Source organism: Enterococcus sp. DIV0755f (assembly GCF_051713725.1).
Taxonomy (GTDB): Bacteria; Bacillota; Bacilli; order Lactobacillales; family Enterococcaceae; genus Enterococcus_D; species Enterococcus_D casseliflavus.
This window is the reverse complement of sequence record NZ_JBIOQL010000001.1, coordinates 3,280,993-3,306,499: the sequence shown is the minus strand read 5'-3', so window position 1 is coordinate 3,306,499 and position 25,507 is coordinate 3,280,993. Positions and strand designations below refer to the sequence as shown.

The following is a 25,507-nucleotide window of genomic DNA, read 5'->3' as shown; positions in this document are numbered from 1 at the left end:
TGAATCAGTAACGCAAGAGCAGTGCGGTGGCACTGCTCTTTTTGACTCTTTTATGAGGAAATGATTGAACCTTTGTTTGATTCGTGCAACCAATTGGACGAATTCGTTTGAGGAATGCAAAAACAGGTGCTGCTATGCATCATGCGTAGTAGCACCTGTTTTTTGTTCTTGATCAAGAATAGAAGAAACGGATCAAGATCCCACCTAAAATCAGCACGATTGCACCACATAAACGGTTGGCCATTTGGGCAAAAGCAATCATTTCCATTCTATCAGAGGCAGACAATACAGCGATATTGCCTGTTCCCCCCATGGAGTTGTTGATCATACCGGCGCCAATTGCGGTTTCAACGGGGTACATCCCCAATACCATCCCGAAGAACCAGCTGGCAGCCCCCATAGATACGACACTGGTTAGGCAAAGCACGACAAATTGCCAAGTAAAGGCAGAAGCCAATGTTGACAGATCGATCAGTGCCAAACCAATCCCCGCCAAGACCGCATGGGTCAAATTCGTCATCACAACATTGTTGAACATCACCACAGAATCTTCGAGTTTCTTAGGGACAATGTTCAAGGCTTTTAGAATAAAGACAATCACGATCATAAAGGCATACTCGTGAATTTTAGGGAAAAAGTCGCTTAAAATTGCACCAACGACCAACAGTGAGAAGGAAAACAGCATCCCGACCCCGATTTGTTGGGCATCAAGCGTTATTTTTGGTTTTTCTAATTCTTCTTTCGTGGCATTGATCAGTGTACCATGGCCATTGTATTTGGTTTTAGCAAAGGCCTTTGCGATAAATAAAGCACCAATAATGGCAAGAATATTCCCGAAAGTAACTGCTGGCGCTAATTGAGAAAAGATGGCGGCTTGATTACCGTTTGCCAAGCCATCAGCATAAATTTGTGAAAGTGGGGTGATTCCCGCACCCATCCCACCAGACATCATTGGTAAAGAGACGTACATCACCGAATCAGCAAAGCCATTGCCTAGCAGCATACCGACAAGGCCGACGGAGAAAAAGCCTACTACCATGGTGATCAAAGCAACGGGAATGAATTTCGTAGAAGCTTTCACCAACAAATTACGGTTCATCCCTAAAATCGAGCCGCAAATCAAAGCGGCAATATAGAAATCAAGAAAGCCAAAACCGCCCCCCATGAAGTCACTGACCGCGTCAATGACTTTCGTGGGTACGAGATGGAAGGAGGCTAAAAGAGTGGCACCAAGCAGGGTAAAAACTGATCCGCCGCCAAGATAAGAATTCATGATCGGGAGTTTTTCCCCAATGAAATACAGCAGGTGTCCTAAGGCAACCAGTAAAATGGTGATCCCAACCATATTTAATGGCAATTTGTCTAAGGCAATTGCACTGAATATGACAACCATGAAAAAGAGATACAAGGGAAGACTAATTCCCGAAATCGTCATCGTTTTTAATTTATTCATTTTTCAGACCTTCCTAGTATGTTGGATACCATTTAAGATTTTGGACAGCTTTTGCCATATCGGTTTCTTGCGCTTGGGCTAACCCTTGTTCTTTGGCTTTATTGGCAACTGCTTCAGCCACTTTGATAGAAACGTCCGCAACGTATTCAAATGGTGGAAGAACAGGTGCACCGGGTTGGCTCAAATCAACCAAACCACTTAATGAGTGAGCAGCGGCACCAATCATTTCGTCGGTCAAGAGAGAAGCTTCTGAAGCCAACATACCTAATCCTAGACCAGGATAGATCAAGGCGTTGTTTGCTTGGCCGATTTGGTAGTCGACCCCTTTGTATTGGATCGTTCCTGAAGGGACACCGGTTGCCACAAAGGCTTTTCCATCAGACCATTCGATCACTTGTTCAGCCGTTGCTTCTAATTTTTTGGTTGGATTCGAGATAGGGAAAATCACTGGACGAGCAGTGTTTTCACACATCGCTTCCACAACTTCTTTGGTAAAGGCACCCGCATTGGTTGAAGTACCGACCAAAATCGTTGGTTTTGCGACTTTAATGACATTGATCAATTGCGTCATATCGCCAGCATTGGCAAAGTCAGCCCGTTTTTTGGCAAATGGTTTTTGTGCAGGAGTCAAATCGGACATATCATCGAACAAAAGCCCTTGTTTGTCAACCATAAAGAAATGATTGTAGGCTTCTTCTTCTGAAAGCCCTTCGCTGACCATTTCGGCATGGACTCGACTGGCAATTCCAGCACCAGCGGAACCACCACCATAACATAAGTAGATTTGATCTGTTAACTTTTCACCTGTAATATCTAATGCGCCGAAGATACCGCCCAGTACAACGATTCCCGTTCCTTGGATGTCATCGTTAAAAGTTGGAATTGATTGTTTGTATTTGTCCAAAATCGTTGCAGCATTTGAACGGCCAAAGTCTTCCCAATGCAAGTAAAGTTTAGGGAATAATGATTCTGCCGTTTGAACAAATTGGTCGATGAATTGGTAGTAGGCATCACCGTAGACACGTTCTTGACGATTGCCTAGATACAAGTGATCCTCTAATAATTCCTTACGGTTGGTCCCAGCATCGATCACGATTGGTAAAACAGAAGCAGGGTCGATCCCAGCAGCTGCTGTATAAATCATCAATTTACCGACAGAAATATCGACACCTTGGACACCCCAGTCACCAATGCCAAGAATTCCTTCAGCGTCAGTGGCTACGATCAAACGAATGTCCCGATCGCCAGCGGCGTTTTTCAACGTTTCTTCGATGTTTTCTGGATGATTGATATCTAAGTATGCTGCATATTGAGGATCAACGAATAGGCGGCTGTAATTTTCAATGGTATCAGCAATCGTTGGATCGTAGACGATCGGATTGAATTCAACGATATGTTGGTTGAACAAATAGTAGAACAATGTCCGATTGGTATTAAAGATCTCCATTAAAAAGTGACGTTTTTCAATGTCTGATTCTTTGGTGACATATTGCAAATAGGCTTGTTCTGCTTGTTCTTCGATCGTTTGCACGTGAGGGGGCAATAAACCGATCAACCCTAGTTCTTTTCGTTCTTCTTGCGTAAACGCGGTTCCTTTGTTTAAAAATGGGTTATTTAAAATGTCATGTGCGTTCATTATGTTCCTCCAATAGGTGTATTTTGAGTACTCGTTTATTTCCATTAGCTACTTTAATCCTTGCATGGAATTATAGTCAACTATCGGTGGTATAATAAAAATTATTTATAACAAAACCGATGCGAGCTTGAATCGGCTAAGGGAGAAATCAGACGATGAACATACGAGATTTAGAATACTTTAACGCTTTGGCAGAGATGCTTTCTTTTACGCAAGTGGCGCATAAATTTGCTGTCAGTCAACCAACCGTCAGCTATGCTATCAAACGCTTGGAAGAGCATTATGGCTGTGATTTGATCGTGCGAGAAGCCTCTCATCGCTCCATCTCATTGACCACGGAGGGGGAAATTTTGAAGGCTCATGCGCAATATATCTTAGATGAATTTGTGACCTTGGACCGAGCCATCGACCATGCTAAAAACAACCGGACCCACATCGGTTTGCCGCCAATCATTCGTTCCAAAGTTTTTTCAAAACTCTTAGATGAAAAAGAGATCATCCGCTTTATTTCGAATTTCCACTTAGTATCTGGGGGATCCAATGAATTACTTTCGAAACTATTGTCAGGAAAAATCGATTTTAGCTTGCTGGGCAGTGTCAATCCCCTCGTCCACCCGAATCTGCAGGTGAAATTATTGCACCAACAAGAGTTTTTTATTTTTGTGTCAAAAGAAAATCCATTGGCAGAAAAAAAGGAGATCTCATTTGAAGAAGCTGCCGAATATCCCTTTATCTTATTGGAAAAAGGCTATACCCACATGCGTGCCTTTCAGAATTTAAGTGAGAAATCAAAGAAGAAGCCCGAAGTCCCCTTTTATTTTTCAGACGTTCAGACGATTGGTCAGTTGGTCAGTTCCAATATCGGCATTACCTTGATGACGGAATTTCCCGTGTTTCAAGAAATGGAAGGCTTAGTGAAAATACCACTAGTCCCTGAAGATAAGGAAATCTTTTATATTCAATATGCCTATTTAAAGAGTGCGATGTTGAATCAAGAAGTTCAGAAGTTGATCAGGATCTTGGATGAGCTGTCTTGGGAGGATGAAGGGTGAGGAATGGGGGGGCTTGAGGTAAGGTCAGAGAAAAATAGTGTCGGTATGTGTTCTTGAGGTAAGAAAAATCTTTCAAAGTAGATAAAACGAGTGAATGGTTCCTTTAAACGATGAAACGAGAAAAAGCTTCCTTTATTTTAGCCCTTTTATCGCATGAAAAAGCGCTAAAAACCTTGATAACTATCGGTTTTTAGCGTGGATTTTTGGTATAATAGTAGGACAGTAAAGTTTGTGACGGTGGCTATCTTTTGAAAGGTGGTGGTGCTTATGAAAGTAAGTGTTCACTCTTTAGAAAGGAGAAGCCTTTTGTCTGTAGCTGAAGCATTAGGGCTAATGATTAGTTTCGGTTCTTTAATCGCAACGATTATCTTTGGCATCCTAACTGCAGCAAAAAACGACAAAAAAAAGTAACCAGTCACTAAACTTTGGCGAGTTGACTGATTACTAAAATAATATAAAACTTGCCACCGTCGTAAACGGTGCTGTAGGGGAGTTGTTCGCGCAACTCCTCTTTACACAATAATTATAGCAAGATTTCGGTGAGATATCAATCATTGACGCTACAGACGTGCTATTGCACGTCTATTTTTTTGTCCTCCTAAGTGGTGGGGAGCAACGATTGGTCGCTTTGGCGTATCACTTGTTTACCAATCAAGATTTCTATGGATTCGAAGATGGTAAAAGGTACAATAATTCTCCATTTGAAGTATTTTCTGGTGCTGATGAAGTTGGTTACCAGTTGATCAAGAAAGTGATCCATCGTAGACTACAGGTTTATTCATTCGTCTTAATTATTGTGTTCAGAAACACGTAACAAAATTTATGTTCAGTTATTCTGTCGGTATTAAGTTATGGTAAAATTTACGATGAAATCGATCAGCCTATAAATCAAGAGGATTACCAGAATACTGACCTTTTATTTTCAAGGGATTACTAAAATAGTTAACCTTATCGTACAAAAGCAAAAAAAGATAGATCGAAGATGTTGGTGTAAAAGTTGAATCTTTAGAAGAGTGGATCCCCCATGAAAAGATGAGGGGCAAAAAAATAGAAAGGTGAATACGGTAGAATAGCATGTTTTCAGGGATGTAACATGATAATTGCGTGCCTATTTTGTCGCACACAATGTATAATCCTACTTGACTGATATAGTAATCAGAAAAAATAGGAGATGATTATTGTGAGAAAAATTGTTTTAGGGATTGCAGCTGTTCTATCTTTATTTATTGGGGGGATAGCAGCCTCAGCTGAAGAATCAGAGATTTGGGTTTCTGAGGGAATTGAAATTATTAGTGATGTTGAAACGGATGCCAATTTAAGCGATCAACCAATTGAAAATGTTGGTATAACTATCCCTGGGTTGACTAGAGGAGCTAATGTGCCAAGTAGCAATTGGAATATAGCCTCCAAAGGTAAATATTCCCTTAGTGGAAGTAGTGATCGAGGGGGATATGTGTATTCTTCTTATACATTCAAAGGAAAGACTTCTTATACTGTATCGATTAGTAATACAGGAAAAAATGTTATAGATATAAAGTGTAAAAATAGTAGTACAACGTATATTTCTTTTTCTGTTAAAGCAGGGAAAAGCCGAACAGTAACTTGGAATGGAATTAAATCTAGTACAACTTGGTATGCTCAATTTTACAATGGTAACTTGATAAACAATTCTTACTCGTTTACAGGTACAATAAAATAATTAGAGCAATTTATGTTTTACAAAATCAATTGTTAGATGGCAATTGCTAAACAAATGAACCCTTGGAGGATAAACTTTATTTATGGAAATCGGAAAAATGTTACGCCAAAAGAGAACTGATTTAAATTTAACACAAGAAGACATTGCGAAGCAGTTTAATGTTACACGTCAAACTGTTTCTCGCTGGGAAAATGAATTATCATACCCTAATATAGATACTCTTGTAGAACTTAGCATTTTTTTTGAATTTTCCTTAGATGAAATTTTACGAGGTGATTCTGTAATGGTAAAAGATTTCGCACAAAAGGTTAATATGTCAAAAAAATACAAAGGATGGAAAATAGCGACACTTTGTTTAACCGTATTAATTTCTATATTTGTTTTAAACTATTTTTCTCCCTCAATGGATATTGGTAACGGCGATGTAAATTCTGTTGCTGTTACTAAATCAAAGGGTCACACTAATGTTGAGGTTCAATTGAGTCTCAATGTATTTGAACAACCTGAAGTCTGGGAATATTATCCGGATCTAGAGGATGGAAAGGGGATTATTGAAGTTTCGAAAAGGATTCAGCTACAAGCTATTTTTAATCCAAAGAAGAGAGTGAATTTAGAAATTCCTAATGATTTTCTATCTGATAAGCAAACCATCAAAATTAAAAACACGAATTATATCATCGATTTAGAAACAGGAACTGTAACTAACTAATTCTCTCGTTGAGTATTACTTAACGAACATATAGTGCACGTGAGAGTATCCAGGTAATGTCAACCTAGGAAAATCTTCCCCTTATTTAATAGAGTGTATTGTAAACCCGAAGTTTGTTTTACCCACAAAATGAAGAGTGTCCAGAGTTATTATCTGGGCACTCTTTATTTTGATCAACTTAATATTACAAATTTAACATCTGATTTAATAAACTATGCTAGGACAGGAGATACGAATCTATTTTACCTCTATCGATGATTGTTCGTAAAAATCTGAATCACTATCCAAGTACGTAGTTATATTATCCAAATCATTACAGGAAGAGGATCTACGAAGTGTCAAAGAAAAGCGATAAAAAACTTTCTAGACTCATTCAAATCTACCGAGTATTCTGTTAGCAATTGTGAGCAAGGAGGTGTTTAATAGGTGTTGAAGACAAATGAGTTGGAAAAGGGCGCTATTTTTATAGGAGTACGTGCATGAAGTTTAAACGATTCGTCATTACAATGGGTGCAACCGATAATATTAGTCTAGCATTTATCAAGTCCAATAACGGAATCTTATATAGAATCAGTACATAGGCGAGGTGGAAGAAATGATTCAAGAGTTGAATCGGTTGATGACTTATATCGAAGAGCGATTAACAAAAGAGATTTCACTGACAGAGGCTGCTAAAACGATTGGGCTATCTGAATATCATTTAAAGCGTACGTTTTCTTTTATTGCTGGGATTTCATTAGCAGAATATGTCAGAAATCGACGGTTGGCATTGGCTAATAGTGATTTAATCAAAGGTGAATCCGTAACAGAAGTAGCCTTTAAATATGGCTACCAGTCCGTAGAGGGATTTTCAAGAGCATTCCGAGAATGGTCAGGCTTCTTGCCTTCCGAGATTATCAAAAATCAGTTTCAAAAGTCTTTTCCTCCACTGTCCTTTTATATTAATGTTAAAGGAGGAGTTTCAATGGATTTTAAAATTGAAGAAAAACCCACATTCAATTTAGTGGGTGTCTCAAAGCGTGTTCCCATACAATTTGAAGGAACAAACAAGGCGGTTCAAGAGCTGGCACAATCAATGACGGAAAAGCAACGAACAGAAATGCGTGAATTAGGGAATATGTATCCTAATCAGGTGTTAAATGCTTCCTACGCGTTCGATGAAGGAAGGATGGAAGAAACAGGAGAACTAACACATTTCATCGGTTTTGCTACAACACAAGAAAATCTTTTTGATGATTTGGAGCAACTACCTATTGCGAAACATAAATGGGCGATTTTCCCAAACAAGGGACCATTTCCTCAGACTTTACAAGATACTTGGGGAAAGATCTATTCTGAATGGCTGCCCTCTTCAAACTACGAATTGGTCCAAGCCCCAGAGATTTCATTTACAAACTATGATGAAGGTTTAGAAAATTGTTACAGTGAGATTTGGGTTGCAGTGAAAGAGAAGTAAACAATTCTTTCAACGCAAAGATATAGTAAAGATCATCATTAACCAGAAAAAGTCGGCTTTCAGAGGTATCTCATTGCTTTCTGATGACTTATTCTGGTTCTTTGAGTGTCAATACATAGATGTGATGTAGCTAGTTAGAAAAAAATTTTGAATATTCTTTTTTTCTTTCAGACTCCTTTTTAAGTAAGATTTTTAAGTGTGAGTTACGGGGTAAGAAACTTAATAGTTTTTGATACACAAATAAATGCTCAGTATAATAGACTTGAGAGTAGTTTATAAACTAATATCATTAAGTTAGGGGATTTTGCATGATTTTAGATAACAATTTGGGTTTAACCAATCAAGCTGCATTAGACAGGGCTGAAGAAAAACTAAGCAAGAAAAAAGCGAAAAAATTATACGATTCGGGGAAAATAAATGAAATCGAAGTGGGTACTTTTAAAGGCTTAGCTGAAATTCATGAATTTCTCTTTTCAGAGATTTATGATTTTGCTGGAAACATTCGAACGGTCAATATCGCAAAAGGGAATTTTCAATTTGCGCCGATTATGTACTTGGAGCGTTCGTTAAAGCATATTGATCAGCTACCGCAAACTTCTTTTGAGGAGATTATAAAAAAATATGTTGAGATGAATATCGCTCACCCTTTTCGTGAAGGAAATGGTCGGACTACTAGAATTTGGCTGGCTCTCATTTTAAAAAAAGAAGTGCAAAAGGTTGTAGATTGGAACTTGATCAATAAAGAAGATTACCTTTCGGCAATGGAGCGAAGTCCCATAAATGATTTAGAGATACGCTATCTAATTTCTAAGGCATTGACTGACAAAATTAATGATCGCGAGTTGTATATGAAAGGAATCGACGTCAGCTATTTCTATGAAGGTTTCTCCAAATATACGATAGATGATTTGTCAGAGTAGGAGAGATACAAAATATGACTATGCACGTGTCTGAACCACTTTTTAAAGGACAAAAGAAAAAATAAATAGGTACTTGCGTTTAATCTCAATACTGGCAAAAAGAGGGCTAACAACGTTTTTAATTTCTACTAGCGCTATGCTTGGGACAATCATTTTAACAGGGAAAATAGCCCCTACATCTAAGTATCTGTATTATCGCCCAATGACATATATTAACTCAATTCTTGTAATTACGAGTCAGTTAGCTTATGAAAATGCAACCGATGTGATTAACTTCAGCAGCAGCGCGAGTACTGTTTATCTCAAGTTATGTTGTGCTTGTTATCATCCTACTAATAATGCTTGCTCACGAAAACGGGTATATTTATGAGTTAACTCGCCTGATACGTTCATTTGTGGATATAGTAATTTTTTATAGCTAGCAAAAAGAAGTGAGTCTAAGAGAGATTCGCTTCTTCTTTGCATTGTGCTTAATTTTTTATTATTTAAAATCGATACTCGTCTTTGCTGTGATTCTTTTGTATGCTATGCGGTATACGATCGGAGACAAGTGAAACCGATTGATTCGTATTTGTCGACACAATACTCGATTTAATTCCAAACCCCAGCGATCTGATGAAATTACTCGGTACATAGGCAATAACTGTAGCTCCTATTTGTTGAAAATCTAAAATCATTTGATTGATTTTAATTTTAATGAATCATTTTATTTAAATTTAAATTGTCAGAAAATATAGACTTTTTCGTTTTTCTGCTATATATTAAATTAAAAGGAAGGGGCTTTACTAGGAGGATAAGATGAAAAAAGTTGTTAATGTTGGTTTTTTAGTTATAACTATTGCCTCATTGTTTTTCGCTGCGGAATCTAGCATTGCAAGTGCTGCGACTTATGATGTAACGGTAAAAAGTAGTCGAGTACAAGTGTTAGATATATTGGGACGGATTACTTCTACAACCAATTATTGGAGAACAATTCGCTATACAAGATATTGTCACCTTGTCGATGAGAAAAAAACTAAATACTATTCTGGACTTAACGCGATTGTTACTACAAACTATATCTACGATTATAGATAAATAAACGTTTAAAAGACATCCCCTTCCTTTCTTAATAGCCAGTTTTAGGAGTGATACAACAATGATTGAGATTAGAGACATGAGTAAACAATTTGGTAGTACCACGATTTTTCATAACTGCAATTTAACATTTGAAAAGCATTCGCTTATCGGTTGTATTGGACCCAATGGGGTAGGAAAAACTACATTTCTCTCGCTGCTTTCTGGTATTTTAAAAGCGACTACGGGAGAAATCAGAGTGTTTGATCAGACTATCAATAGTACAGCAGATGCAGTAGGCAAAGTTTCCTTTTTTTTAGATGAAAAAATTTTGAGTCAAGAATTGACAGGAAAACAGCATTTAGAAGCTCTTCCCAATCTTAATCCAGAATTAGTAAAAGAGTATGTCGCTTATTTTTCTTTTTCAGATGCTTTAAAGAAAAAAGTAAAGAAGTATTCTTTAGGGATGAGACAATTGCTTTTATTGATTATGACACTAAGTCTCGACACAGATATTTTGTTACTGGATGAAGTTCTTAATGGATTAGATCCAAAAAATCGAAAATTAGCCATTCGGTTATTGAATAAACTAAAAGGAAATAAACTTATCTTTTTCTCGTCTCACCAATTAATAGATGTCACTGAACTCTCTGACAAAATTTTGATTTTTACTCATCAAAAAATCGTCGAGTATAGTAAAGAAGAGATCTCTATAGAGTATCTGGAACAATATGTTTTTAATGTTGGTGAAGCTATATGAAAAAAATTATTTACTTGGAATTTTTAAAACTCATAAATAATAAAAAAAATCAAGCAATGCTCGTATTTGCAGTATTACTAATTGGAGTACAGTTATACTCAACCAATCGATTAAGCAATCGCTTTATTGATACTACACTACCTGAGTTAGAGGATCGTATTTCTATGATTTCTTCTGAACAAGATAATGCAAAACTTGAGATGGAAGTCACGGGCATTGACGAAGAAGACAAAAAGTTTCTTAGCGAGTATATTGAGAAAACTGATAAAATATTAAATATTATCCATCAGCAAAGAACAGCATTAGAGCAATCAAATATGAATCAATATTGGTCCTTAGAAAAAACAATTTTAGAGTTTACAGATGAAATGGATGATGGCTATCAGCATCCCGACGTAGACCCTATGAACGTTTCGTCCAAGCCTAGAATAATGAAATTGCAATATATTTTCGATAATCAGATAGAAGTAGATACTGATCTGGATATTCCAGTGAAAGCTTGGAGTTCTTTAGGAGAAATAACTAGTAGCTTTTTGTCTTCGGTTATTTTCATTTTATTACTTTTAGTGTTTTTTGGAGATTTAACTAGCGGAGATTATGAAAACAAAAGTCGGTTTCTTTATTCATTAACGGTCAAAATGAAAGCAAATATTCTTTTATCGAAATTTGTTGTTTCATTGGTGGGTATGTTTAGTATAGTTATAGGGTTATCATTGTTGAACTTTATTATCCAAGGGTTGATGAATGGATTTGGCTCACCACTTTCGCCAATAGTTATTGGAAATGATCCTAATAATATATCCATCACTCCTGTTTCTTTATTTTTGCTTTCTTACATCACCTATAGTCTAGTTGTATTTGCTTTTATATCAATGTTGCTAATAGCATTGGGAATATTGATAAAAAAGAACATTATTGTAATAGGTAGTAGTGTACTTGTTTACTACGGATTTTCGTTGATTCAAGATCATCCTTTGGTAAAAGAGTATATTCAATATATTCCACTAAGCTATTTAGATTCATTTTCAGTAATATCACAATCGAAAAGTTTTATGAATGATACTACTTGGATTGTGGGATCAATTTATTTAGTTATTTTGTCTATAGCTCTTTTCTTACTTTCGAAGTATCTTATTAAGGAAAAGAATTTATACTAAATACTATGTAGAACAGGAAGAGTAAAAGAGAAAACGCTCATTTTCTCTTTTTTATTAATAACATGTTTTTATTTTTAATTTGGAAATAAAAAAACAAATCATTCCTTAAATGGCTGATATCACAAAAAACAAAAAACTAAGAAAACGATCTGCTTGATGAATGATTCTATCGAAAATAACTAAAAATCCCCTCTATTCTACTCTCTTTTTCAAGAATTCCTGTTAAATGATAGGTTTTATGTCAAAATGAAGGGTAGAAATGGATGAGGAGTGGTTGGAATGAAAGAAACGATATTAGCAATGAAGCTGAAAGAATATAGAGAAAAAAACAAGCTAACGCAAAGTATGCTCGCAGAATTATTAGAAGTAAGTGACAAGACGATCTCAAAATGGGAGTTAGGTGCTACGTACCCTAGCAAAAAAAATATGATCAAAATAGCCGAAGAATTGGATATCTCATTAGAAACATTACTTTTGGAAGAAACTAAGAAAGACAATGATGATTTAAAAGTAAGTATCAAGTATGGGGTGATTAGTTTTTGCTTGATCTTTTTTGCCACGATGATCATAACTTCGTTCAATCAAGACTTCAGCACGATTATGAATCTTTCTATTCAAGAAAAATTTGGTGTATTGTTAACCACCGCTTTAAAACTATTGAGTATCTCTGTGCCGCCAGCGATTATCATTGGCTCCGTGTTTTATTTTTATATCTTCCCTAAAAATAAAAAAGAGAACGAACCATTTCCTCGATTTCGACGGAAATGGTAGATTAGATTATAGGAATCAAGTCATGGACAGAAAAACAGCATTTTAGATAAAAAAGAGTACTCAGTCTGGCTGGTGTGAAAAGCGCATAAATTTTACAAGAAGGAGAGAGCAGGATGGGACTATTTGGTAAAAAGAAAGAAGTCAGAAATTTAACGAAGGAAGAAGAAGCAGAAATCAAAGAAGAAATGGCACGACAAATGCTTTCAAAAAACGAAAATGATATTGGCATGGTCAAGAAAATCAAAGATCTGACAAACATGAGCACAGGACAAGCGAAAGAGCTATTCCTGAAATTCAGGGATGAGTTAACCGAGAGATAGCGGATAGGTGATCAGCCAACAACATCCTTTCAAATGCGAGGCAGATTCGCTTCATTGACAGCTTATGCGGTTGAAAAGGATGTTGTAATCTGGTCAGTTAGTTTTATAAAACTCGGTTACGCCGTAGCACTTCTATTACAATCAAGATTTTTTTCTTCTACTGGAGGGCACAACGATGTCGAAAGATTTAAAAAAGGTTTACAGTATTACGGTTATTCAGGTAGTGATTTACGTGATTGCATTCGCCATGGCTTTTCTTAATCGCGGGATCTCACCGAACTGGCCCTTCTACTTGGTCCTAGTAGGAATATTAGTAGGATTTTTTATCCCCCAAAAATATCGCTCCCAATTTTCTTCGACTGCTCCGGGTATTTTTTTAAAGAACCGTACGAGACGTACAGAAAATATAATCGAACTGACCGTCACTTGTTTCGTCATTTTTCTGGTTATTTATTTAAATCTTGTCTAGAGGGGGTGTGACTATGAATACTATCAAAAAGAAGCGGCGGTTAGGATTGGTGGGTCTTTATTTACTTTTGGCTATAGTGTCCTCACTTATACGACAAGTGAAGTACTATGGCATAACGGCGATACTTATGATCATTCTCACTTTCATCGTACTGGTCATTTTATGGGGGTCTTTGCTTCATCACAACGTTATTCGTGTCACTTGGACAAGTATGACTTATGAACCAAATCTTCATAAAAGTGAACGGGTGTTTTTGTTTAGCCTCGTTACTTTAGTAGCGCCGGTTCTTAGATTTCATGACCTGACTGTCTATGACCTAATCGTTTCTGTTGTAGCTATATTGGTAGGGATAGTTGGTTTCGTAATAAATGAGCATCGATTAAATCGGAAAAAACAAACGCTATAGTAGAATTTTCCATTTGATCTCAGAAGTGACCGTTTTTATGCGGTCGCTTTTTTAATGAAATAAATGATCTTTTAAGCGCAATGAAAATAAATCAGATCACGGTGATCCGCACCGTGTCTTCTTTATTTTGAAACGCGTTTTATAAAAACATACAGAATTCTCTAGTCTTCAATAACAACCGCTGTTCCGCTGGCTGTCACCACAATTAACATAATATCTGAATTTACAAATTGATTGTAGCTGATATGCGTATTGACTATGGCGTTTGCCGATAAGCGATGCGCTTGTTGTTCCAACTCCGCGAGAGCCAGCTTTCTTCCTTTAGAATATTCATCAGAATAGGTAGTAGATTTTCCACCAAATATCCCTTTTATCCCACTTATGGCGTCCTTTACGATGTTTACTGAAATCACTTGTTCATTAAAAATAGCTCCTTTTACTTCACTGATTTTTTGGTCTGCAATGGTCTCGGTTGTTACTAAATACATAATAGATTCCTTCTTTCACAATTTCATTTCTACAGTAAAAATAGTGGCGCTGTTATAGGCTAATGAGCAATAGACGTTTTCAAAAAATAAGAGTTGATTTTGAGAAATATTTCTGACAGACAGCAGTTTGTCAGTTAAAAAAAGGTCGATATTTTGTTTGATACAATCTTCCGTCTCCACGATAAAACTCATACTTGCATAAGTCCCTTTAGTAAAAGCAAATTCCCCTTCTTCCTTTTTACTTTCAAGACAAGGGATATCTTCATTTTCACGATGAACATAAAAAATTTGATCGAGAGAGGATAGATTCATATTATTGGCTTTTATCAAATCCACCTCGCCATTTTCCACAACTGATTCTGGAAAAGAATGAAAATAACGATCGGACCTCTCGAAGAAACTTATTTCGTTTAACTTGTAGGAATTTTGGGCTTCGATAACGGCGTGTACGGTATTTTTTATAGCCAGCAATTCATCGATCTTTTTTTGGATCGTTTGTTCGGCTTCAGTAAAAAAAGGTGCCATGTTTGATTGGGTCAAAATGGTTTTGATGGAACGAAGCGAGTAACCAATATTTTTAAAAACGAGAATCTGATAGAGTTTGTAGATATTTTCTTCATCAAAGAAAAAATACCCGTTTTCATTTCGTTCCTTTGGTGTGAGCAATTCGATATCAATATAGTGTCGAATGGTGTGTTTCGAAATAGAAAACAATGATGCTAGTTCACTTGTTGTAAGTAATTTCATAAGCAGCCTCCTGAGGATAAGTATATCGTGTCGGGTAACCACACAGTCAATAGCTTATGAGAAAAGTTTAGATGGTTATATTCAAGTTTCTCTCGGTTGTTTTTTGTAGTGTGTTGGGAGAGGCGTTCGTTTATAGTGAGCGATAAAAATGAGTGATTGAATTGGAACAGTTTGATTGAGTAAGTTAGCAAAATGAATTCTCTGGAAAAAATGGAAATTAGATTTTTTGAGTTCAATAGGTACTTAGACATGCCAGAAACAACTTTATTTGGATTATGGAAAAAGAGAATAATAAACAATAAGGAAAGTTAGATAGTATAGAATATCCATAGTTGCCTGAGTGTAAGGAAATGAGAATCAAGAATCCAGATGAAAAGTAAGATTACACTCACTTACCTCATTTGAGAAAGAAAATGAATCGTTAAGAGAAGTGGTGCTTTTTTTGCGAATTCTTTGATTTCTGCAACAAAGTGCGTTCATGAATGAGCGTGTTATTATCAATTCCTACGACAGAAATATTTTCTGTTTGGGGATTCAAATTACTCGAATCTTTTCTTCTATTTAGGAAACGACTCGTTAAATAAGTTCTTTATTTTCAGACGTTTGCGTAAATATGCAGGATGCTATGAAAATATCGATTTTCTTTTTCTGATCACAGCTTGTAATCTAATAGGTGTAAGACAAGCATTAGATGTGCGGTACTTATGTATTAATGATTATCAATAACCATCGTTTTTTAGAATGGCGATTATATATGTATTTCCTTTTATAGAAAACCTAATCTAACAACTTTTTTTCAGACATTCGATTTAATCGAATGTCTTTTTTGTCGTCTTCCCACAAACGATGGTTATTGAGCTGAACCAATAAAGGAGGAGGGAAGATGAAACGAAAACTAGGGCTGGTGGTTGGGGTCATAGGGGTCTTATTGACCTTGCAATTTCCGACACTGGTCAACGGGTCACAAGTCCGATCTGCTGAAACAGAAGGGACGATTGGCTTTACCGGGGTATATGAACCAATCGGGACACCTGATCCGAAGCCGCCGGAACACATTGTTAAACCGCCCACAACAGGGACGACCAAACCTGGCGGTTCCTTGCCGCAAACCAATAGTGAGACAAATGATTGGCTCCTTTGGTTAGGGCTTCTACTCGTAAGCTTTGTCTTTTATCAAAAGAGACGACGAAACAAACTACAACACAGAAACTAAAAACAAGAAAGCAGGAATATTTTATGAAATTTATCCGATTAGCAACGATTGCCGCATTATCAACAACGATTTTAGCCGGGAGCGCAAGTGCCGTTCTTGCCGATGAAACGACAGAAACAAACGAATCAAGGGAAGTCCGTAACTTACCGACCGACGGTCAGGTGGAATTTCGTCCCGCAACTGACGAAGATGAGGACTTAGAAGTCATTGATCCAGAAAAAGATCCAGATGTTGAGATCAACCCAGAAATTCCAGGAACAACTGGACCACTATCAATCGTCAAAGCTGCGACAATGAATTTTGGGACCCAAGTTATCTCAGCGCAAGACAAAACCTATAATATGGTAGCAGAAATGCAACAAAAAACAGGAACGACTGGTGATGAAAACAAAGTCCCAAAGAAATTTTATCGAATAATGAATAAACCAATGAAAAATAGTAAAAGTGCCTACATTTATTCAAGAAAAATTCATGGATTTCATTAATACTAAAGGAGAAGATTTGATGCTCAAAATTACAGATATCAGTTACTCATATAAAAATGAACCGATTTTAGAAAACGTCACTCAGGTGTTTGACTCTGGCAAACTCCATACAATCATCGGCCAATCTGGTGTTGGCAAAAGTACCTTTTTGTCTTTGATTTCCGGTCTGGAATTTTTACAACATGGGACTGTTGAATTTAAAGGTCAACCGATGACCGATTTAGTTCAATATCGCCGAAAAGTCAGCTATATTTTTCAGTCGCTCAATTTGATTCCTTACTTGTCACCTCTAGAGAATATCACGATTGCTACAAATATTCATAAAGTAAAAAGCACGCAGTCACCCAGTAAGTATTTGAATAAAGTTGGAATTTGTGGGGATATGCAATTAAAAAAATGCCACCAGTTATCTGGTGGGCAGCAGCAGCGAGTGGCGATCGCCCGAGCATTAGCGTTGAATTCTGATCTAATCATTGCAGACGAACCGACTGGCAGCCTGGATCTGGCAAACAGTGAAAACGTCATGTCGATCTTTGAGGAATTACGAGACGCTGGCAAATGCATCATTATCGTTAGTCATGACCTGACCTTTAAAAAGATTTCTGATTGTGTATACACCATCAAAAATGGACAACTGACCTTGCTTAAAGACTAAAGGAGGAGCGCCATGCCCAAAGAAATTCTTCTCATCGAGGACACCAATGAAATCAGAAGAGGAATCGAGCTGAGTTTAAAAAAAGAAGGCTATCAGGTTACATCCTTTGATAGAGCGGAATCCGCATTAAAAGTTTTGGAAAAACAAACGTTCGATTTGATTTTATTAGATTTAATGTTACCAAAGATGAGTGGGGAAGAGTTTTTAAACCATTTAGCTGGATGCAATCAGATACCAGTCATTGTTATCAGTGCATTGAATGATGAATTTACTCAAGTAAACCTATATAATAAGCGAATTGATGATTATGTGATCAAGCCCTTTTCTATCAATATCCTTTCGTTAAAAATCAATGCAATTTTACGTAGAGCGGGGTCAAAGGAAAACACGGTGATCACCTATAACGATCTGAGTTTGGAGGTCAATAACTATCAAGTTCGTAGACAAGACCAGCCAATCGAATTGACCTCGAAAGAGTTTGAGCTTTTGCAGATGATGCTTTTAAACCAAGGAAAGGTTTTTTCAAGAGAGGAGTTCTTGGATGCGATTTGGTGATATGACTCCTTTGTTGATTCTAGAGCAATCGATGTCCATATCAAAAATCTCCGTAGTAAGCTAGGGAAAAATAGTATTCAAACTGTTAAGGGGATCGGTTATCGCATTGATAAAGAGAAAAATTAAGTGGAGCATCAGTCGAATTATTTGCTTATTTACATTGACAATGTCTTTCTTGACCTTTGCAATTGTGGCTGGTTTTTTCCTGTTCAATATCGGTCCTCAAATCGAGAAGAAGCAGCAAGCTATTTTTGATTCAGCAGTCAGCGCCATTAAAGGCATTGTCAGTGCGGATGAGCTCTCTTTTCAACACTTAGATAGCTATCGGATCGAGGGTTACACAATTATTGTTTTCGACCCCCACAATAATACCGTTTATCCAATCGAGCAATCGTTCTCTGCAAAAAATGGAGAGATTCTGCATCTGACGAACGGCTACCAAGCGACATTTGAAAGCAATGGTTATAAAGTCTACATCAGTTACCCTACTCAAATCAGTGCAGTTGATGTAAAAGAGCTGATTTGGGTAGCAACACCTTTTGTCTTGCTGCTAGTGTCGCTCTTGACTTTGGTGGGTAGCGCTTTGTACACGTATTTGTACCGTCGCGAAAAAAGCAAACTGGATTCGATCTTTCACATGATGGATAAAAATATCCCTTATGAAGACATTCATGAAGTTAATGCGATGATCAAGTTGCACGATTACCTAGTAATCGAAAATCAAATCATGTCTTTGTATCAAAAGCTGCAGTGTGCGCAACGTGAGACTTTGGATCAAGTCGAACAGATCACGCAGCTGGAACTGGAAAAAAAGACCCTCCTAGAAGGCTTTACTCATGAGATGAAAACACCAATTATGGCTAGTCAGTTACTGTTGGCGAATATCAGAGACGGCTACTTAACGGAGGAACAGCAAGAGTCGTTGTTCACAACAGAGAATGAATTGAAAAAACTGCAGCAGTTGATCAAAGAAATTCTTTTTGTTTTTCATAATAAGCAAACCCACGAAGAACAACCACTTTCAGTCAGAAACATGATAGATCAGTTAATCGAAGAATATGATGTTTTATGGAAAGACAAAGGATTATCCATCGAAATCGATCAACAGCAAGAGCTAACATTTTACTATCATCCAAAATTGGCGAAGAAGATTTTCTCCAATCTATTGAGCAATGCAATTTTCCATTCCCCGGCTGAAAGTACAATTACCATTATTTTTACAAGTAAACAAATAATCATTGAAAACCCTGTCAAGCAAGCTGTTGTAATGAAACAATCAGATCTTGCGAAGCCCTTCTTTTCTTATGGAGAAAATGCTGGTACAGGCTTGGGCCTGTATATTGTAAAAACAATGCTGAAACATTCTCGCTATGGTTGTACCTTTGATTATCAGAATGATTTCACCGTAACTATCTATGAAAAGGAAAAGGTCATTTAGTTGTCTGAATTTCAAAAGACTGATGAGGAGCGAAATAGAATTTTTCGTTGAATAGTAGAAGAATGTATTCAGCTTACGATAACGAATCATCGCATGCCTCTCTAAAATCACCCTTCGATCAACTCTACCAGCACATCAGCTGTTTCTTGCGGATGGCTGATTGGAAAATGATGACCCAATGGCATATCGACTATTTTAGTCGTTTCTCTTGGCGGTAAATAGCTTTTATCCTCGGTTCCCCATACGATTGGAATCGAAGGATCTATTCTTTGGTGAAGGGACATTTCTTTTAACAACCGATTTAGTTGAAGTGTTGTGTTGACTATCCGTGAAGAACGAACACTCTTCTTCACTCTTTTTAAATATTCACTAGAAGAGACTGCTTCGTCTATCAGCAGTCCTTTTTTTGTAAAATAGGCGAGTAGTTGTCGTTCAGAGGCATGCTTTAAAGCTAGTTTACTGAGCCATGTTGCAGGGACCGAATCGGTTTTTTGGACAGGTGGTTGTAAAATAATCAGTTGATCGTTCTCTGAAAAGAAGCGCTGTTCAGCGGCTGTTAGTAACAAGGCAGCCCCAAAAGAATGGCCGATAAAGACAGAGCCATCAGGCAGGATATTCTTTAGTGAGCGTACCAACTCAAGATATGGTGTCAACAGCTGTTGCTTTTTAATAAACGGAGATCTTCCGAATCCTGGTAAGTCTGCAATGATAATTTTTCTGCCTGTTTGTTTATTCAATGCTAGTCCCAGTTGAAAGAGATCGGTGCCATCGCTAAATAAGCCATGCAAAAGCACGAGAGGAGTAGCAGAGCCCTCCAATTGATAGACCGTCGCTTCGTTGACAGCTATGCGTGTGTAGGGTGTTAGGCTTTCTTCCCCATAGGTCAAGCGAAAATCAATGTCAGCTACTGCTAATGGGATGTTTGATGCTGCTATTTTTTTTATCAGTTCCGGTTCAAAATCGCGTTTTGTCAGCCGGTTGTCAAACGTTCTATTGGTCAAAAAGTTTAAACTGCTTTCAGGAATACCCGTTAGTTTGCTTCCGCCAGCTGCCATAACGAACTTGAGTAAGCCAAAAGGAACAGTCAGCCGAGGTTTGTTTCGATTAAGACTTTCAGAAATCAGTCCCATCAGTTGAACGATCTCTTTATCGGCGTGTTTATCGGCAACAAGGGGATACGTCATTTCGTCTTTTGTCTCATTGAATATGGTTTTGACAATAAATTGAGCGAGTACATTTTTATTGATCAACGGCAGTCGATAGTCGGTTCCTCCGGGGATAACAGGTAAGGCTCCACTTCGGATTATTTTTATAAATAAGCCAAAGCCTTCGAGTTGTTCGGTGCTGCCGGTTTGCTCATCACCGATGACGGTTGGCGGATTGATTACTGCTAAAGGAATATGGTGCTTTTTCGCTTCTTGTCGAATATAAATATCAGATAAAAACTTCATCTGCTCATAGGGCGGGGTTCCAAGTAACGCTGGATGCACCTCTTTGAACACATCCGTCGTTTCCCAGACAGAAGCATCATCCGTGAATGGGCTCATGTACCCAGCTACGTGGATGATCTTTTTCAATTTGTTTCTCTTGTTGATTTCTGTTGCAAGGGTCATGAGGTTTTTGCTGCCTTCTAAAAAGGAGTTCTTCGCGGCTGCTTCTGATAAAGTGATATCCATAGGACCGCCGCAGTGAAGAATCATGTTGCAGTGCATTGCTCGTTCGTGGTCGATCGCATTTAGGCCTAAGTTTTCTTTTGTTAAATCGCCTGTTACCAACGCTATTTTTTCAGGGGCTAATGCTTGCAAGGGTCTTGCTTTCGCTGGATTTCTGACAAGTAATGTTAAGAAAACATCTTCCCTTGCGAGTTGTTTGACGACTTCTTTGCCAATAAACCCAGTTGCCCCGATAATTAAAATATTCATTATTTCCTCCTTTTTAGAACTATTTAGTACTAATTTTATATAAAAAAATTACTCTTAAACGAGTAATTTAAATAAATTTTTGGCTGTAGTAGTGAGATACTGACTCTCTTTTTTTACTTCTGCTAAAAAGAGTGCCCCTTCAAGGTTGTTCACAAAAATCTCCGCCGTTTCTTTGACGTTGATGTCTTCACGAAATGCTTTAGTATTTATTCCTTCTTGAATCAATCCTTCGCAGATACGCGTTAAATAATCAAAAAAATGATTGATTTTTTCTTGGACCTGCCGATCATTTTTCGGCGCTTGCATAATGAAAGTAATGAAGGGACAGCTGCCTTGATAGTCCCGCTCTTCAATTTCTTCAGCCAAACTTTCTAGAAAGGTCAGTATTTTTTCTTCCAAAGTTAGATTGGTCTGTTTCAAAATGTCTGCTAGTTTTTCTCGGTATATAGTGATCCAAAAATCAATCACTGCTAGTAATAATTCCTCCTTACTTGAGAAGTGGTAATAGACATTTGATTTTGACACACCGCTTTGTTGCACGACCTCATCCATACTGGTATACGTGTAGCCGACTTTAAGAAAAAGGCTGGCGGCTGTTTCAATCACTCTGTTTTTATTTGAATGTTTATAATTTGTCATAATAGAACTATATAGTACTAATTGAGTTTTGTCAATTTTTTGTTTACCGATTGATTCATTTTCTTTTTATTGTTGTAAAATTAATGTTAAAAAATAATTTAAGGTTCTTTTTTTAATGATTGGTATGTATAATAAGAACATACAGTAAGAAAGTGTATGCTGAAAAGAGGACTCTTATGAAAAAATTTGCAATTGGCTGTTTTGGGATCAGCCTTTTTATGACGATCGTTGGCTTTTTTTTACAGACGATTTTGATCCCTATTCAAGATTTTGACACAATCAGCAAAGAAGAACTTAAGAATATCCAACTTGATCTTGCTATTAATTATCCATTAGGAACTGGTATGCTCTATGTCGGGCTTCCTTTGTTAGTATGCTCGAGTGGTTATTTGGTTTTTTGTTATTTTAGAGATAGGAAGAACTGAAGCTTATCTTGAAAAAATGCTTAAGAGGAACGCAATATAATATGATGTACGTTTGTATTTGAATGAAAAGGTAACTATTGTTTGTTTGGATCTGTAATGTTTGAGGAAATACTAACTAATTAAGGAAGTGCTTTATGAAAATAAATGATGTTTTGCATAGACGCCAGTATACGATTAATTTATCTTCTAATACTCCACCGCTTGATTTAGCTTCTTTAAGTAATATGGGGGTCTGGAGTAAACCAAAAGAGAAACACTATATATTGACTTTGACACACAATGACGATCCCATTAACGATTCTTCTATGTTTGAGAAAATTTTTAAGGAGCGTACTGGATTACAGTCAAAAGATTTTATATATGAAGCAAAACATGGACCGATGACCCTACAACGTGCTGTTGATTCGACTTGGTTTTGAAAATATAGAGTTTTTTGAATAGATGCAATAGCACAATGCATGAAATCATGGTATTGAGATTATTTTGAAGGAATTGAAAATAATGAATTTTTTAGGGAAGCAGGTCTGAATAGCTATGAACAATCACGAAAAGAATCGAAAACAACATTCAATTAGCAATCTATCTAGTAATTCCTTTAACGTAATGAATACAAAATCTGATCCTTCACAAACTGGATCACCAATACCTTTTCAAAATGGCGACTTTTCATCAGTTGATCGAAACGTTCATTCTTCAAAAACAGTCGCTGAACTGCTTTGTTTCTATTTAGCAGGTAGTATTATTGCGGCAATTGGATGTTATTTGTATATTAATCTGCCCTTATTTGCTAATTTACTGGAGAATACGATTTTATCTTTTGCTATTACTTTTGGGATTATCATCCTAAGCTTTGTTTTGTCTCATTTTATAACGAAAGTACTTACTGCTCATATCAGAAATAAATGACCAATATGAAATGAATTGTGAGGATAAATAGATGTATTCAAATTACCAGAAGCTGCCGCACTATTTAAAAAAGTGGTATGCATTATTTTATATTTTACCATTGATGCTTCTCTTATTTGTTAATGCCCTGACAGCTTGGTTATCTTTTCCCATAAACATAGGATTTCTATTGATTCTTTATGGAGTAAGTTGTTTGATTGCTACCAAGGCGTCTCAAGGTAAAAAAGAATGGTTTGTTCTAGATGGCATCACTTTTGGGATTGCCTTGATCACTCTTTCTATCATTTAATTGAAATAAAGGGGTAGCCTTTGATGCAGAGATAATAGTGGAGAACCGATTATTGCGCATGTCGTCTCTTCTTTCGTTGTGATGGCAGCAGCCATCTTGATCTAAAAATTACTGTGCAGTGGCTGCCTATAAGCGTAAAGGAATTGAGGATAGCTTGGCTGTACGCTTAGAAGCTCTAAAATTAGGTTGATTGAAGCCGATTTGAGAGTTCAGATAAGCGTTACGGGCTTGCTATTTTTTGCAGTCGTTATATACTGATGTCTATACTTCATGTTTTCGTATGTCGTCATCATTTCGGTAGTATTGCTGATATGAAAGACCGCAGCAAAAGTGAGCGAATAGGAGGAAGTAATGATGCAGCAAACAGAAGAAACTGAATTATTTGTAGAATGCCCAGTGGCTAGCGTCCAGAAGGTCGTACGCGGCAAGTGGTCCATGGTCATCTTGTCCTTTTTACGGCACAAAACGCTTCGTTTCGGTGCGCTTAGTCGTAAAATGCCCATGGTGACCCAAGCAAATTTGACAAAGGAATTGCGCTTGCTTGAAAGCTATGGCCTCATTCATCGTGAAGTCTATCCGCAAGTGCCGCCAAAAGTTGAATACTCACTGACCGAAATGGGGTATAAATTCATGCCAGTTTTGGATGCCTTAGAAACATTTGCTTCTACCTATGAGTCAGAAAACGAAAAAGTAGTCAATCCTTGAAGCGTTCAAGGATTTTTTTTGTACCTGAAATCCGTATGATTACACAAATCTATTGAAAACGATAGTACCTATCAAAAAATATGGTACTTTTTATTATTGAGGTAACAGGTCATAATGAAATCATCTTAAGAAAGAAGGTTTTTTTATGAAAAAAATGATACTGAATCAATATGGCTCTGTAGATGTGATGCAAATGGTTGAAGCTGCTATCCCTGAGCCAGCTGCTAAACAAATTGTGATCAAAACCGCAGCGATCGGCGTGAATGATCCTGATATTGTTATTCGTGCGAATGGACCATTTCCAACGATGCCAAAAGAATTGAAACCTGTGCTTCCACACTCTTTGGGACAAGACTTTTCTGGTATCGTAACAGCTGTCGGAGATGATGTGACCCGCTTTTCAGTAGGTGATCATGTGGTTGGGATGGCGTTTATGAGTACATATTCTGAATACATTTTGTTAGACGAGTCAGCAGTTGTTGCTGCTGTACCGAAGGAGCTGGACTTGGTGCCGTTAGGTGGATTTTTCCTTGGCGTGGCCACAGCCTACGGTGCAACCATTCGTGATGGTCAAGCAAAAGCTGGACAAAAAGTACTGATTCATGGCGGTGCTGGCGGTGTCGGGTCTAAAGCTGTTCAGCTGGCAAAACATGCCGGGGCGTATGTCATAGCAACAGGCAGCGCTGAACAAGCTGACTATATGAAGGAGTTAGGGGCAGATGAAACGATCGATTATCAAACAGAAGATTTCACAAAATTGGTTTCTAATGCCGATTTAGTGGTTAATTTAACTGGTCCTAAAACATTGGAGAACAGTTATCAAGTAATCAAAAAAGGCGGGCGCGTCACTTCTGTTAATGCGCCAATCAACCAAGAAGAAACGGAGCGTAGAGGAATTACTGGTATGTATTCTATGGGGTTCATGACTGTTGAAGAGCTGGAAAAAGTCATTGATCTTTATGCGCAAGGAAAACTTGATGTCCTTGTAGACAAGACATATCCCTTTGAATTAGAAGCAATCAAGCAAGCTCACCTTGATTTCCAAGCAGGCGGAAATACTGGCAAAAAGATCATTGTCTTTGATAAATAGGGAGTAGTAAATAGAAATCGTACAATAGAGATTTTAAGAGCGAGCGTAACAGAACGCTGTCCGTTGTTTAGCTACAAGCACAGTGC

General features: G+C 37.4%; 28 protein-coding genes and 2 pseudogenes. 24 read left to right on the top strand and 6 right to left on the bottom strand.

Annotated features, from left to right (window positions below):
• Positions 1-172: 172 nt before the first annotated feature.
• Positions 173-1,453, bottom strand: a complete 1,281-nt coding sequence (locus IGI73_RS15370) for a 2-hydroxycarboxylate transporter family protein (protein WP_005230514.1) — start codon at positions 1,451-1,453, stop codon at positions 173-175.
• 13 nt (positions 1,454-1,466) lie between these two features.
• The gene (locus IGI73_RS15365; RefSeq protein ID WP_208769806.1) at positions 1,467-3,134 is read right to left on the bottom strand and encodes a malolactic enzyme; all 1,668 of its coding nucleotides are present in this window, start codon (positions 3,132-3,134) and stop codon (positions 1,467-1,469) included.
• 110 nt (positions 3,135-3,244) lie between these two features.
• Between IGI73_RS15365 and IGI73_RS15360 the strand changes: the two genes are divergently transcribed.
• The 13 genes from IGI73_RS15360 (at position 3,245) to IGI73_RS15300 (ending at position 13,864) form a co-directional block, all read left to right on the top strand.
• A complete protein-coding gene (locus tag IGI73_RS15360) occupies positions 3,245-4,141 on the top strand; it encodes a LysR family transcriptional regulator (protein WP_208769807.1) in 897 nt (298 codons plus the stop codon).
• A 267-nt stretch (positions 4,142-4,408) separates the two neighbouring features.
• A complete protein-coding gene (locus IGI73_RS15355) occupies positions 4,409-4,552 on the top strand; it encodes a putative holin-like toxin (protein ID WP_015510573.1) in 144 nt (47 codons plus the stop codon).
• Positions 4,553-5,321: 769 nt separating this feature from the next.
• Positions 5,322-5,840 carry a hypothetical protein gene (locus IGI73_RS15350; protein ID WP_208769808.1) on the top strand — a complete coding sequence of 173 codons (519 nt, stop codon included), beginning with the start codon at positions 5,322-5,324 and terminating at the stop codon, positions 5,838-5,840.
• 82 nt (positions 5,841-5,922) lie between these two features.
• Entirely contained in the window at positions 5,923-6,549 is a 627-nt protein-coding gene (locus tag IGI73_RS15345; RefSeq protein WP_208769809.1) for a helix-turn-helix domain-containing protein, read from the top strand.
• Between the two features lie 595 nt (positions 6,550-7,144).
• Positions 7,145-8,005: an AraC family transcriptional regulator gene (locus IGI73_RS15340; RefSeq protein ID WP_208769810.1), complete on the top strand. Its 861-nt coding sequence runs from the start codon at positions 7,145-7,147 to the stop codon at positions 8,003-8,005.
• Between the two features lie 308 nt (positions 8,006-8,313).
• Positions 8,314-8,925, top strand: a complete 612-nt coding sequence (gene fic, locus IGI73_RS15335) for a protein adenylyltransferase Fic (protein ID WP_208769811.1) — start codon at positions 8,314-8,316, stop codon at positions 8,923-8,925.
• Between the two features lie 798 nt (positions 8,926-9,723).
• Positions 9,724-10,002 (top strand): hypothetical protein, encoded by a 279-nt coding sequence (locus tag IGI73_RS15330; RefSeq protein ID WP_208769812.1) that lies wholly within the window; start codon positions 9,724-9,726, stop codon positions 10,000-10,002.
• Positions 10,003-10,063: 61 nt separating this feature from the next.
• A complete protein-coding gene (locus IGI73_RS15325; RefSeq protein ID WP_208769813.1) occupies positions 10,064-10,741 on the top strand; it encodes an ATP-binding cassette domain-containing protein in 678 nt (225 codons plus the stop codon).
• On the top strand, positions 10,738-11,898 hold the full coding sequence (locus IGI73_RS15320; RefSeq protein WP_208769814.1) for a hypothetical protein: 1,161 nt from the start codon (positions 10,738-10,740) through the stop codon (positions 11,896-11,898). The genes IGI73_RS15325 and IGI73_RS15320 overlap by 4 nt, the downstream gene beginning before the upstream one ends.
• A 279-nt stretch (positions 11,899-12,177) precedes the next feature.
• Positions 12,178-12,669: a helix-turn-helix domain-containing protein gene (locus tag IGI73_RS15315; protein ID WP_016608533.1), complete on the top strand. Its 492-nt coding sequence runs from the start codon at positions 12,178-12,180 to the stop codon at positions 12,667-12,669.
• A gap of 113 nt (positions 12,670-12,782) precedes the next feature.
• Entirely contained in the window at positions 12,783-12,989 is a 207-nt protein-coding gene (locus tag IGI73_RS15310) for a hypothetical protein (RefSeq protein WP_005230526.1), read from the top strand.
• Between the two features lie 175 nt (positions 12,990-13,164).
• A complete protein-coding gene (locus tag IGI73_RS15305; RefSeq protein ID WP_086338792.1) occupies positions 13,165-13,458 on the top strand; it encodes a hypothetical protein in 294 nt (97 codons plus the stop codon).
• A 13-nt stretch (positions 13,459-13,471) separates the two neighbouring features.
• Complete coding sequence (locus tag IGI73_RS15300; protein WP_142967668.1) at positions 13,472-13,864, top strand: hypothetical protein; 393 nt, start codon at positions 13,472-13,474, stop codon at positions 13,862-13,864.
• Positions 13,865-14,025: 161 nt separating this feature from the next.
• On the opposite strand, the gene IGI73_RS15295 is transcribed toward IGI73_RS15300, so the two are convergent.
• Positions 14,026-14,352, bottom strand: coding sequence for a YbjQ family protein (locus IGI73_RS15295; RefSeq protein WP_142967667.1), 327 nt, complete (start codon positions 14,350-14,352; stop codon positions 14,026-14,028).
• A gap of 15 nt (positions 14,353-14,367) precedes the next feature.
• The gene (locus IGI73_RS15290) at positions 14,368-15,099 is read right to left on the bottom strand and encodes a MerR family transcriptional regulator (protein ID WP_208769816.1); all 732 of its coding nucleotides are present in this window, start codon (positions 15,097-15,099) and stop codon (positions 14,368-14,370) included.
• Positions 15,100-15,982: 883 nt separating this feature from the next.
• Here IGI73_RS15290 and IGI73_RS15285 point away from each other — a divergent pair.
• The 5 genes and pseudogenes from IGI73_RS15285 (at position 15,983) to IGI73_RS15265 (ending at position 19,445) form a co-directional block, all read left to right on the top strand.
• A complete protein-coding gene (locus tag IGI73_RS15285; RefSeq protein ID WP_244323105.1) occupies positions 15,983-16,312 on the top strand; it encodes an LPXTG cell wall anchor domain-containing protein in 330 nt (109 codons plus the stop codon).
• A gap of 23 nt (positions 16,313-16,335) precedes the next feature.
• Positions 16,336-16,710, top strand: a pseudogene (locus IGI73_RS15280) (WxL domain-containing protein); the annotation flags it as partial.
• A gap of 106 nt (positions 16,711-16,816) precedes the next feature.
• Entirely contained in the window at positions 16,817-17,452 is a 636-nt protein-coding gene (locus IGI73_RS15275) for an ATP-binding cassette domain-containing protein (protein ID WP_208769819.1), read from the top strand.
• 12 nt (positions 17,453-17,464) lie between these two features.
• Positions 17,465-18,133 (top strand): annotated as a pseudogene (locus IGI73_RS15270) (response regulator transcription factor).
• A gap of 49 nt (positions 18,134-18,182) precedes the next feature.
• Positions 18,183-19,445 carry a sensor histidine kinase gene (locus IGI73_RS15265; RefSeq protein ID WP_208787787.1) on the top strand — a complete coding sequence of 421 codons (1,263 nt, stop codon included), beginning with the start codon at positions 18,183-18,185 and terminating at the stop codon, positions 19,443-19,445.
• 107 nt (positions 19,446-19,552) lie between these two features.
• Here the strand turns inward: IGI73_RS15265 and IGI73_RS15260 are convergent, their stop codons facing one another.
• Positions 19,553-21,367: an alpha/beta fold hydrolase gene (locus IGI73_RS15260; RefSeq protein WP_428207264.1), complete on the bottom strand. Its 1,815-nt coding sequence runs from the start codon at positions 21,365-21,367 to the stop codon at positions 19,553-19,555.
• A gap of 54 nt (positions 21,368-21,421) precedes the next feature.
• On the bottom strand, positions 21,422-22,006 hold the full coding sequence (locus IGI73_RS15255; RefSeq protein ID WP_208769823.1) for a TetR/AcrR family transcriptional regulator: 585 nt from the start codon (positions 22,004-22,006) through the stop codon (positions 21,422-21,424).
• Between the two features lie 176 nt (positions 22,007-22,182).
• Between IGI73_RS15255 and IGI73_RS15250 the strand changes: the two genes are divergently transcribed.
• From IGI73_RS15250 to IGI73_RS15225, 6 genes are all read left to right on the top strand, one after another.
• Complete coding sequence (locus IGI73_RS15250; protein WP_208769825.1) at positions 22,183-22,431, top strand: hypothetical protein; 249 nt, start codon at positions 22,183-22,185, stop codon at positions 22,429-22,431.
• 134 nt (positions 22,432-22,565) lie between these two features.
• Positions 22,566-22,850, top strand: coding sequence for a hypothetical protein (locus IGI73_RS15245; protein WP_086338784.1), 285 nt, complete (start codon positions 22,566-22,568; stop codon positions 22,848-22,850).
• Between the two features lie 115 nt (positions 22,851-22,965).
• Entirely contained in the window at positions 22,966-23,337 is a 372-nt protein-coding gene (locus IGI73_RS15240) for a hypothetical protein (protein ID WP_208769826.1), read from the top strand.
• 31 nt (positions 23,338-23,368) lie between these two features.
• Entirely contained in the window at positions 23,369-23,626 is a 258-nt protein-coding gene (locus IGI73_RS15235; protein WP_167823314.1) for a hypothetical protein, read from the top strand.
• Between the two features lie 354 nt (positions 23,627-23,980).
• Entirely contained in the window at positions 23,981-24,331 is a 351-nt protein-coding gene (locus IGI73_RS15230) for a winged helix-turn-helix transcriptional regulator (protein ID WP_208769827.1), read from the top strand.
• 145 nt (positions 24,332-24,476) lie between these two features.
• Positions 24,477-25,421: an NADP-dependent oxidoreductase gene (locus IGI73_RS15225; RefSeq protein ID WP_156237254.1), complete on the top strand. Its 945-nt coding sequence runs from the start codon at positions 24,477-24,479 to the stop codon at positions 25,419-25,421.
• Positions 25,422-25,507 lie beyond the last annotated feature (86 nt).

Bases quoted from the DNA above. Each gene is read 5' to 3' on its own strand.
- IGI73_RS15370 (WP_005230514.1), bottom strand. From the start codon at position 1,453: ATGAATAAATTAAAAACGATGACGATTTCGGGAATTAGTCTTCCCTTG.
- IGI73_RS15365 (WP_208769806.1), bottom strand. From the start codon at position 3,134: ATGGAAATAAACGAGTACTCAAAATACACCTATTGGAGGAACATAATG.
- IGI73_RS15360 (WP_208769807.1), top strand. From the start codon at position 3,245: ATGAACATACGAGATTTAGAATACTTTAACGCTTTGGCAGAGATGCTT.
- IGI73_RS15355 (WP_015510573.1), top strand. From the start codon at position 4,409: ATGAAAGTAAGTGTTCACTCTTTAGAAAGGAGAAGCCTTTTGTCTGTA.
- IGI73_RS15345 (WP_208769809.1), top strand. From the start codon at position 5,923: ATGGAAATCGGAAAAATGTTACGCCAAAAGAGAACTGATTTAAATTTA.
- IGI73_RS15340 (WP_208769810.1), top strand. From the start codon at position 7,145: ATGATTCAAGAGTTGAATCGGTTGATGACTTATATCGAAGAGCGATTA.
- fic (WP_208769811.1), top strand. From the start codon at position 8,314: ATGATTTTAGATAACAATTTGGGTTTAACCAATCAAGCTGCATTAGAC.
- IGI73_RS15330 (WP_208769812.1), top strand. From the start codon at position 9,724: ATGAAAAAAGTTGTTAATGTTGGTTTTTTAGTTATAACTATTGCCTCA.
- IGI73_RS15325 (WP_208769813.1), top strand. From the start codon at position 10,064: ATGATTGAGATTAGAGACATGAGTAAACAATTTGGTAGTACCACGATT.
- IGI73_RS15320 (WP_208769814.1), top strand. From the start codon at position 10,738: ATGAAAAAAATTATTTACTTGGAATTTTTAAAACTCATAAATAATAAA.
- IGI73_RS15315 (WP_016608533.1), top strand. From the start codon at position 12,178: ATGAAAGAAACGATATTAGCAATGAAGCTGAAAGAATATAGAGAAAAA.
- IGI73_RS15310 (WP_005230526.1), top strand. From the start codon at position 12,783: ATGGGACTATTTGGTAAAAAGAAAGAAGTCAGAAATTTAACGAAGGAA.
- IGI73_RS15305 (WP_086338792.1), top strand. From the start codon at position 13,165: ATGTCGAAAGATTTAAAAAAGGTTTACAGTATTACGGTTATTCAGGTA.
- IGI73_RS15300 (WP_142967668.1), top strand. From the start codon at position 13,472: ATGAATACTATCAAAAAGAAGCGGCGGTTAGGATTGGTGGGTCTTTAT.
- IGI73_RS15295 (WP_142967667.1), bottom strand. From the start codon at position 14,352: ATGTATTTAGTAACAACCGAGACCATTGCAGACCAAAAAATCAGTGAA.
- IGI73_RS15290 (WP_208769816.1), bottom strand. From the start codon at position 15,099: ATGAAATTACTTACAACAAGTGAACTAGCATCATTGTTTTCTATTTCG.
- IGI73_RS15285 (WP_244323105.1), top strand. From the start codon at position 15,983: ATGAAACGAAAACTAGGGCTGGTGGTTGGGGTCATAGGGGTCTTATTG.
- IGI73_RS15275 (WP_208769819.1), top strand. From the start codon at position 16,817: ATGCTCAAAATTACAGATATCAGTTACTCATATAAAAATGAACCGATT.
- IGI73_RS15260 (WP_428207264.1), bottom strand. From the start codon at position 21,367: ATGAATATTTTAATTATCGGGGCAACTGGGTTTATTGGCAAAGAAGTC.
- IGI73_RS15255 (WP_208769823.1), bottom strand. From the start codon at position 22,006: ATGACAAATTATAAACATTCAAATAAAAACAGAGTGATTGAAACAGCC.
- IGI73_RS15250 (WP_208769825.1), top strand. From the start codon at position 22,183: ATGAAAAAATTTGCAATTGGCTGTTTTGGGATCAGCCTTTTTATGACG.
- IGI73_RS15245 (WP_086338784.1), top strand. From the start codon at position 22,566: ATGAAAATAAATGATGTTTTGCATAGACGCCAGTATACGATTAATTTA.
- IGI73_RS15240 (WP_208769826.1), top strand. From the start codon at position 22,966: ATGAACAATCACGAAAAGAATCGAAAACAACATTCAATTAGCAATCTA.
- IGI73_RS15235 (WP_167823314.1), top strand. From the start codon at position 23,369: ATGTATTCAAATTACCAGAAGCTGCCGCACTATTTAAAAAAGTGGTAT.
- IGI73_RS15230 (WP_208769827.1), top strand. From the start codon at position 23,981: ATGCAGCAAACAGAAGAAACTGAATTATTTGTAGAATGCCCAGTGGCT.
- IGI73_RS15225 (WP_156237254.1), top strand. From the start codon at position 24,477: ATGAAAAAAATGATACTGAATCAATATGGCTCTGTAGATGTGATGCAA.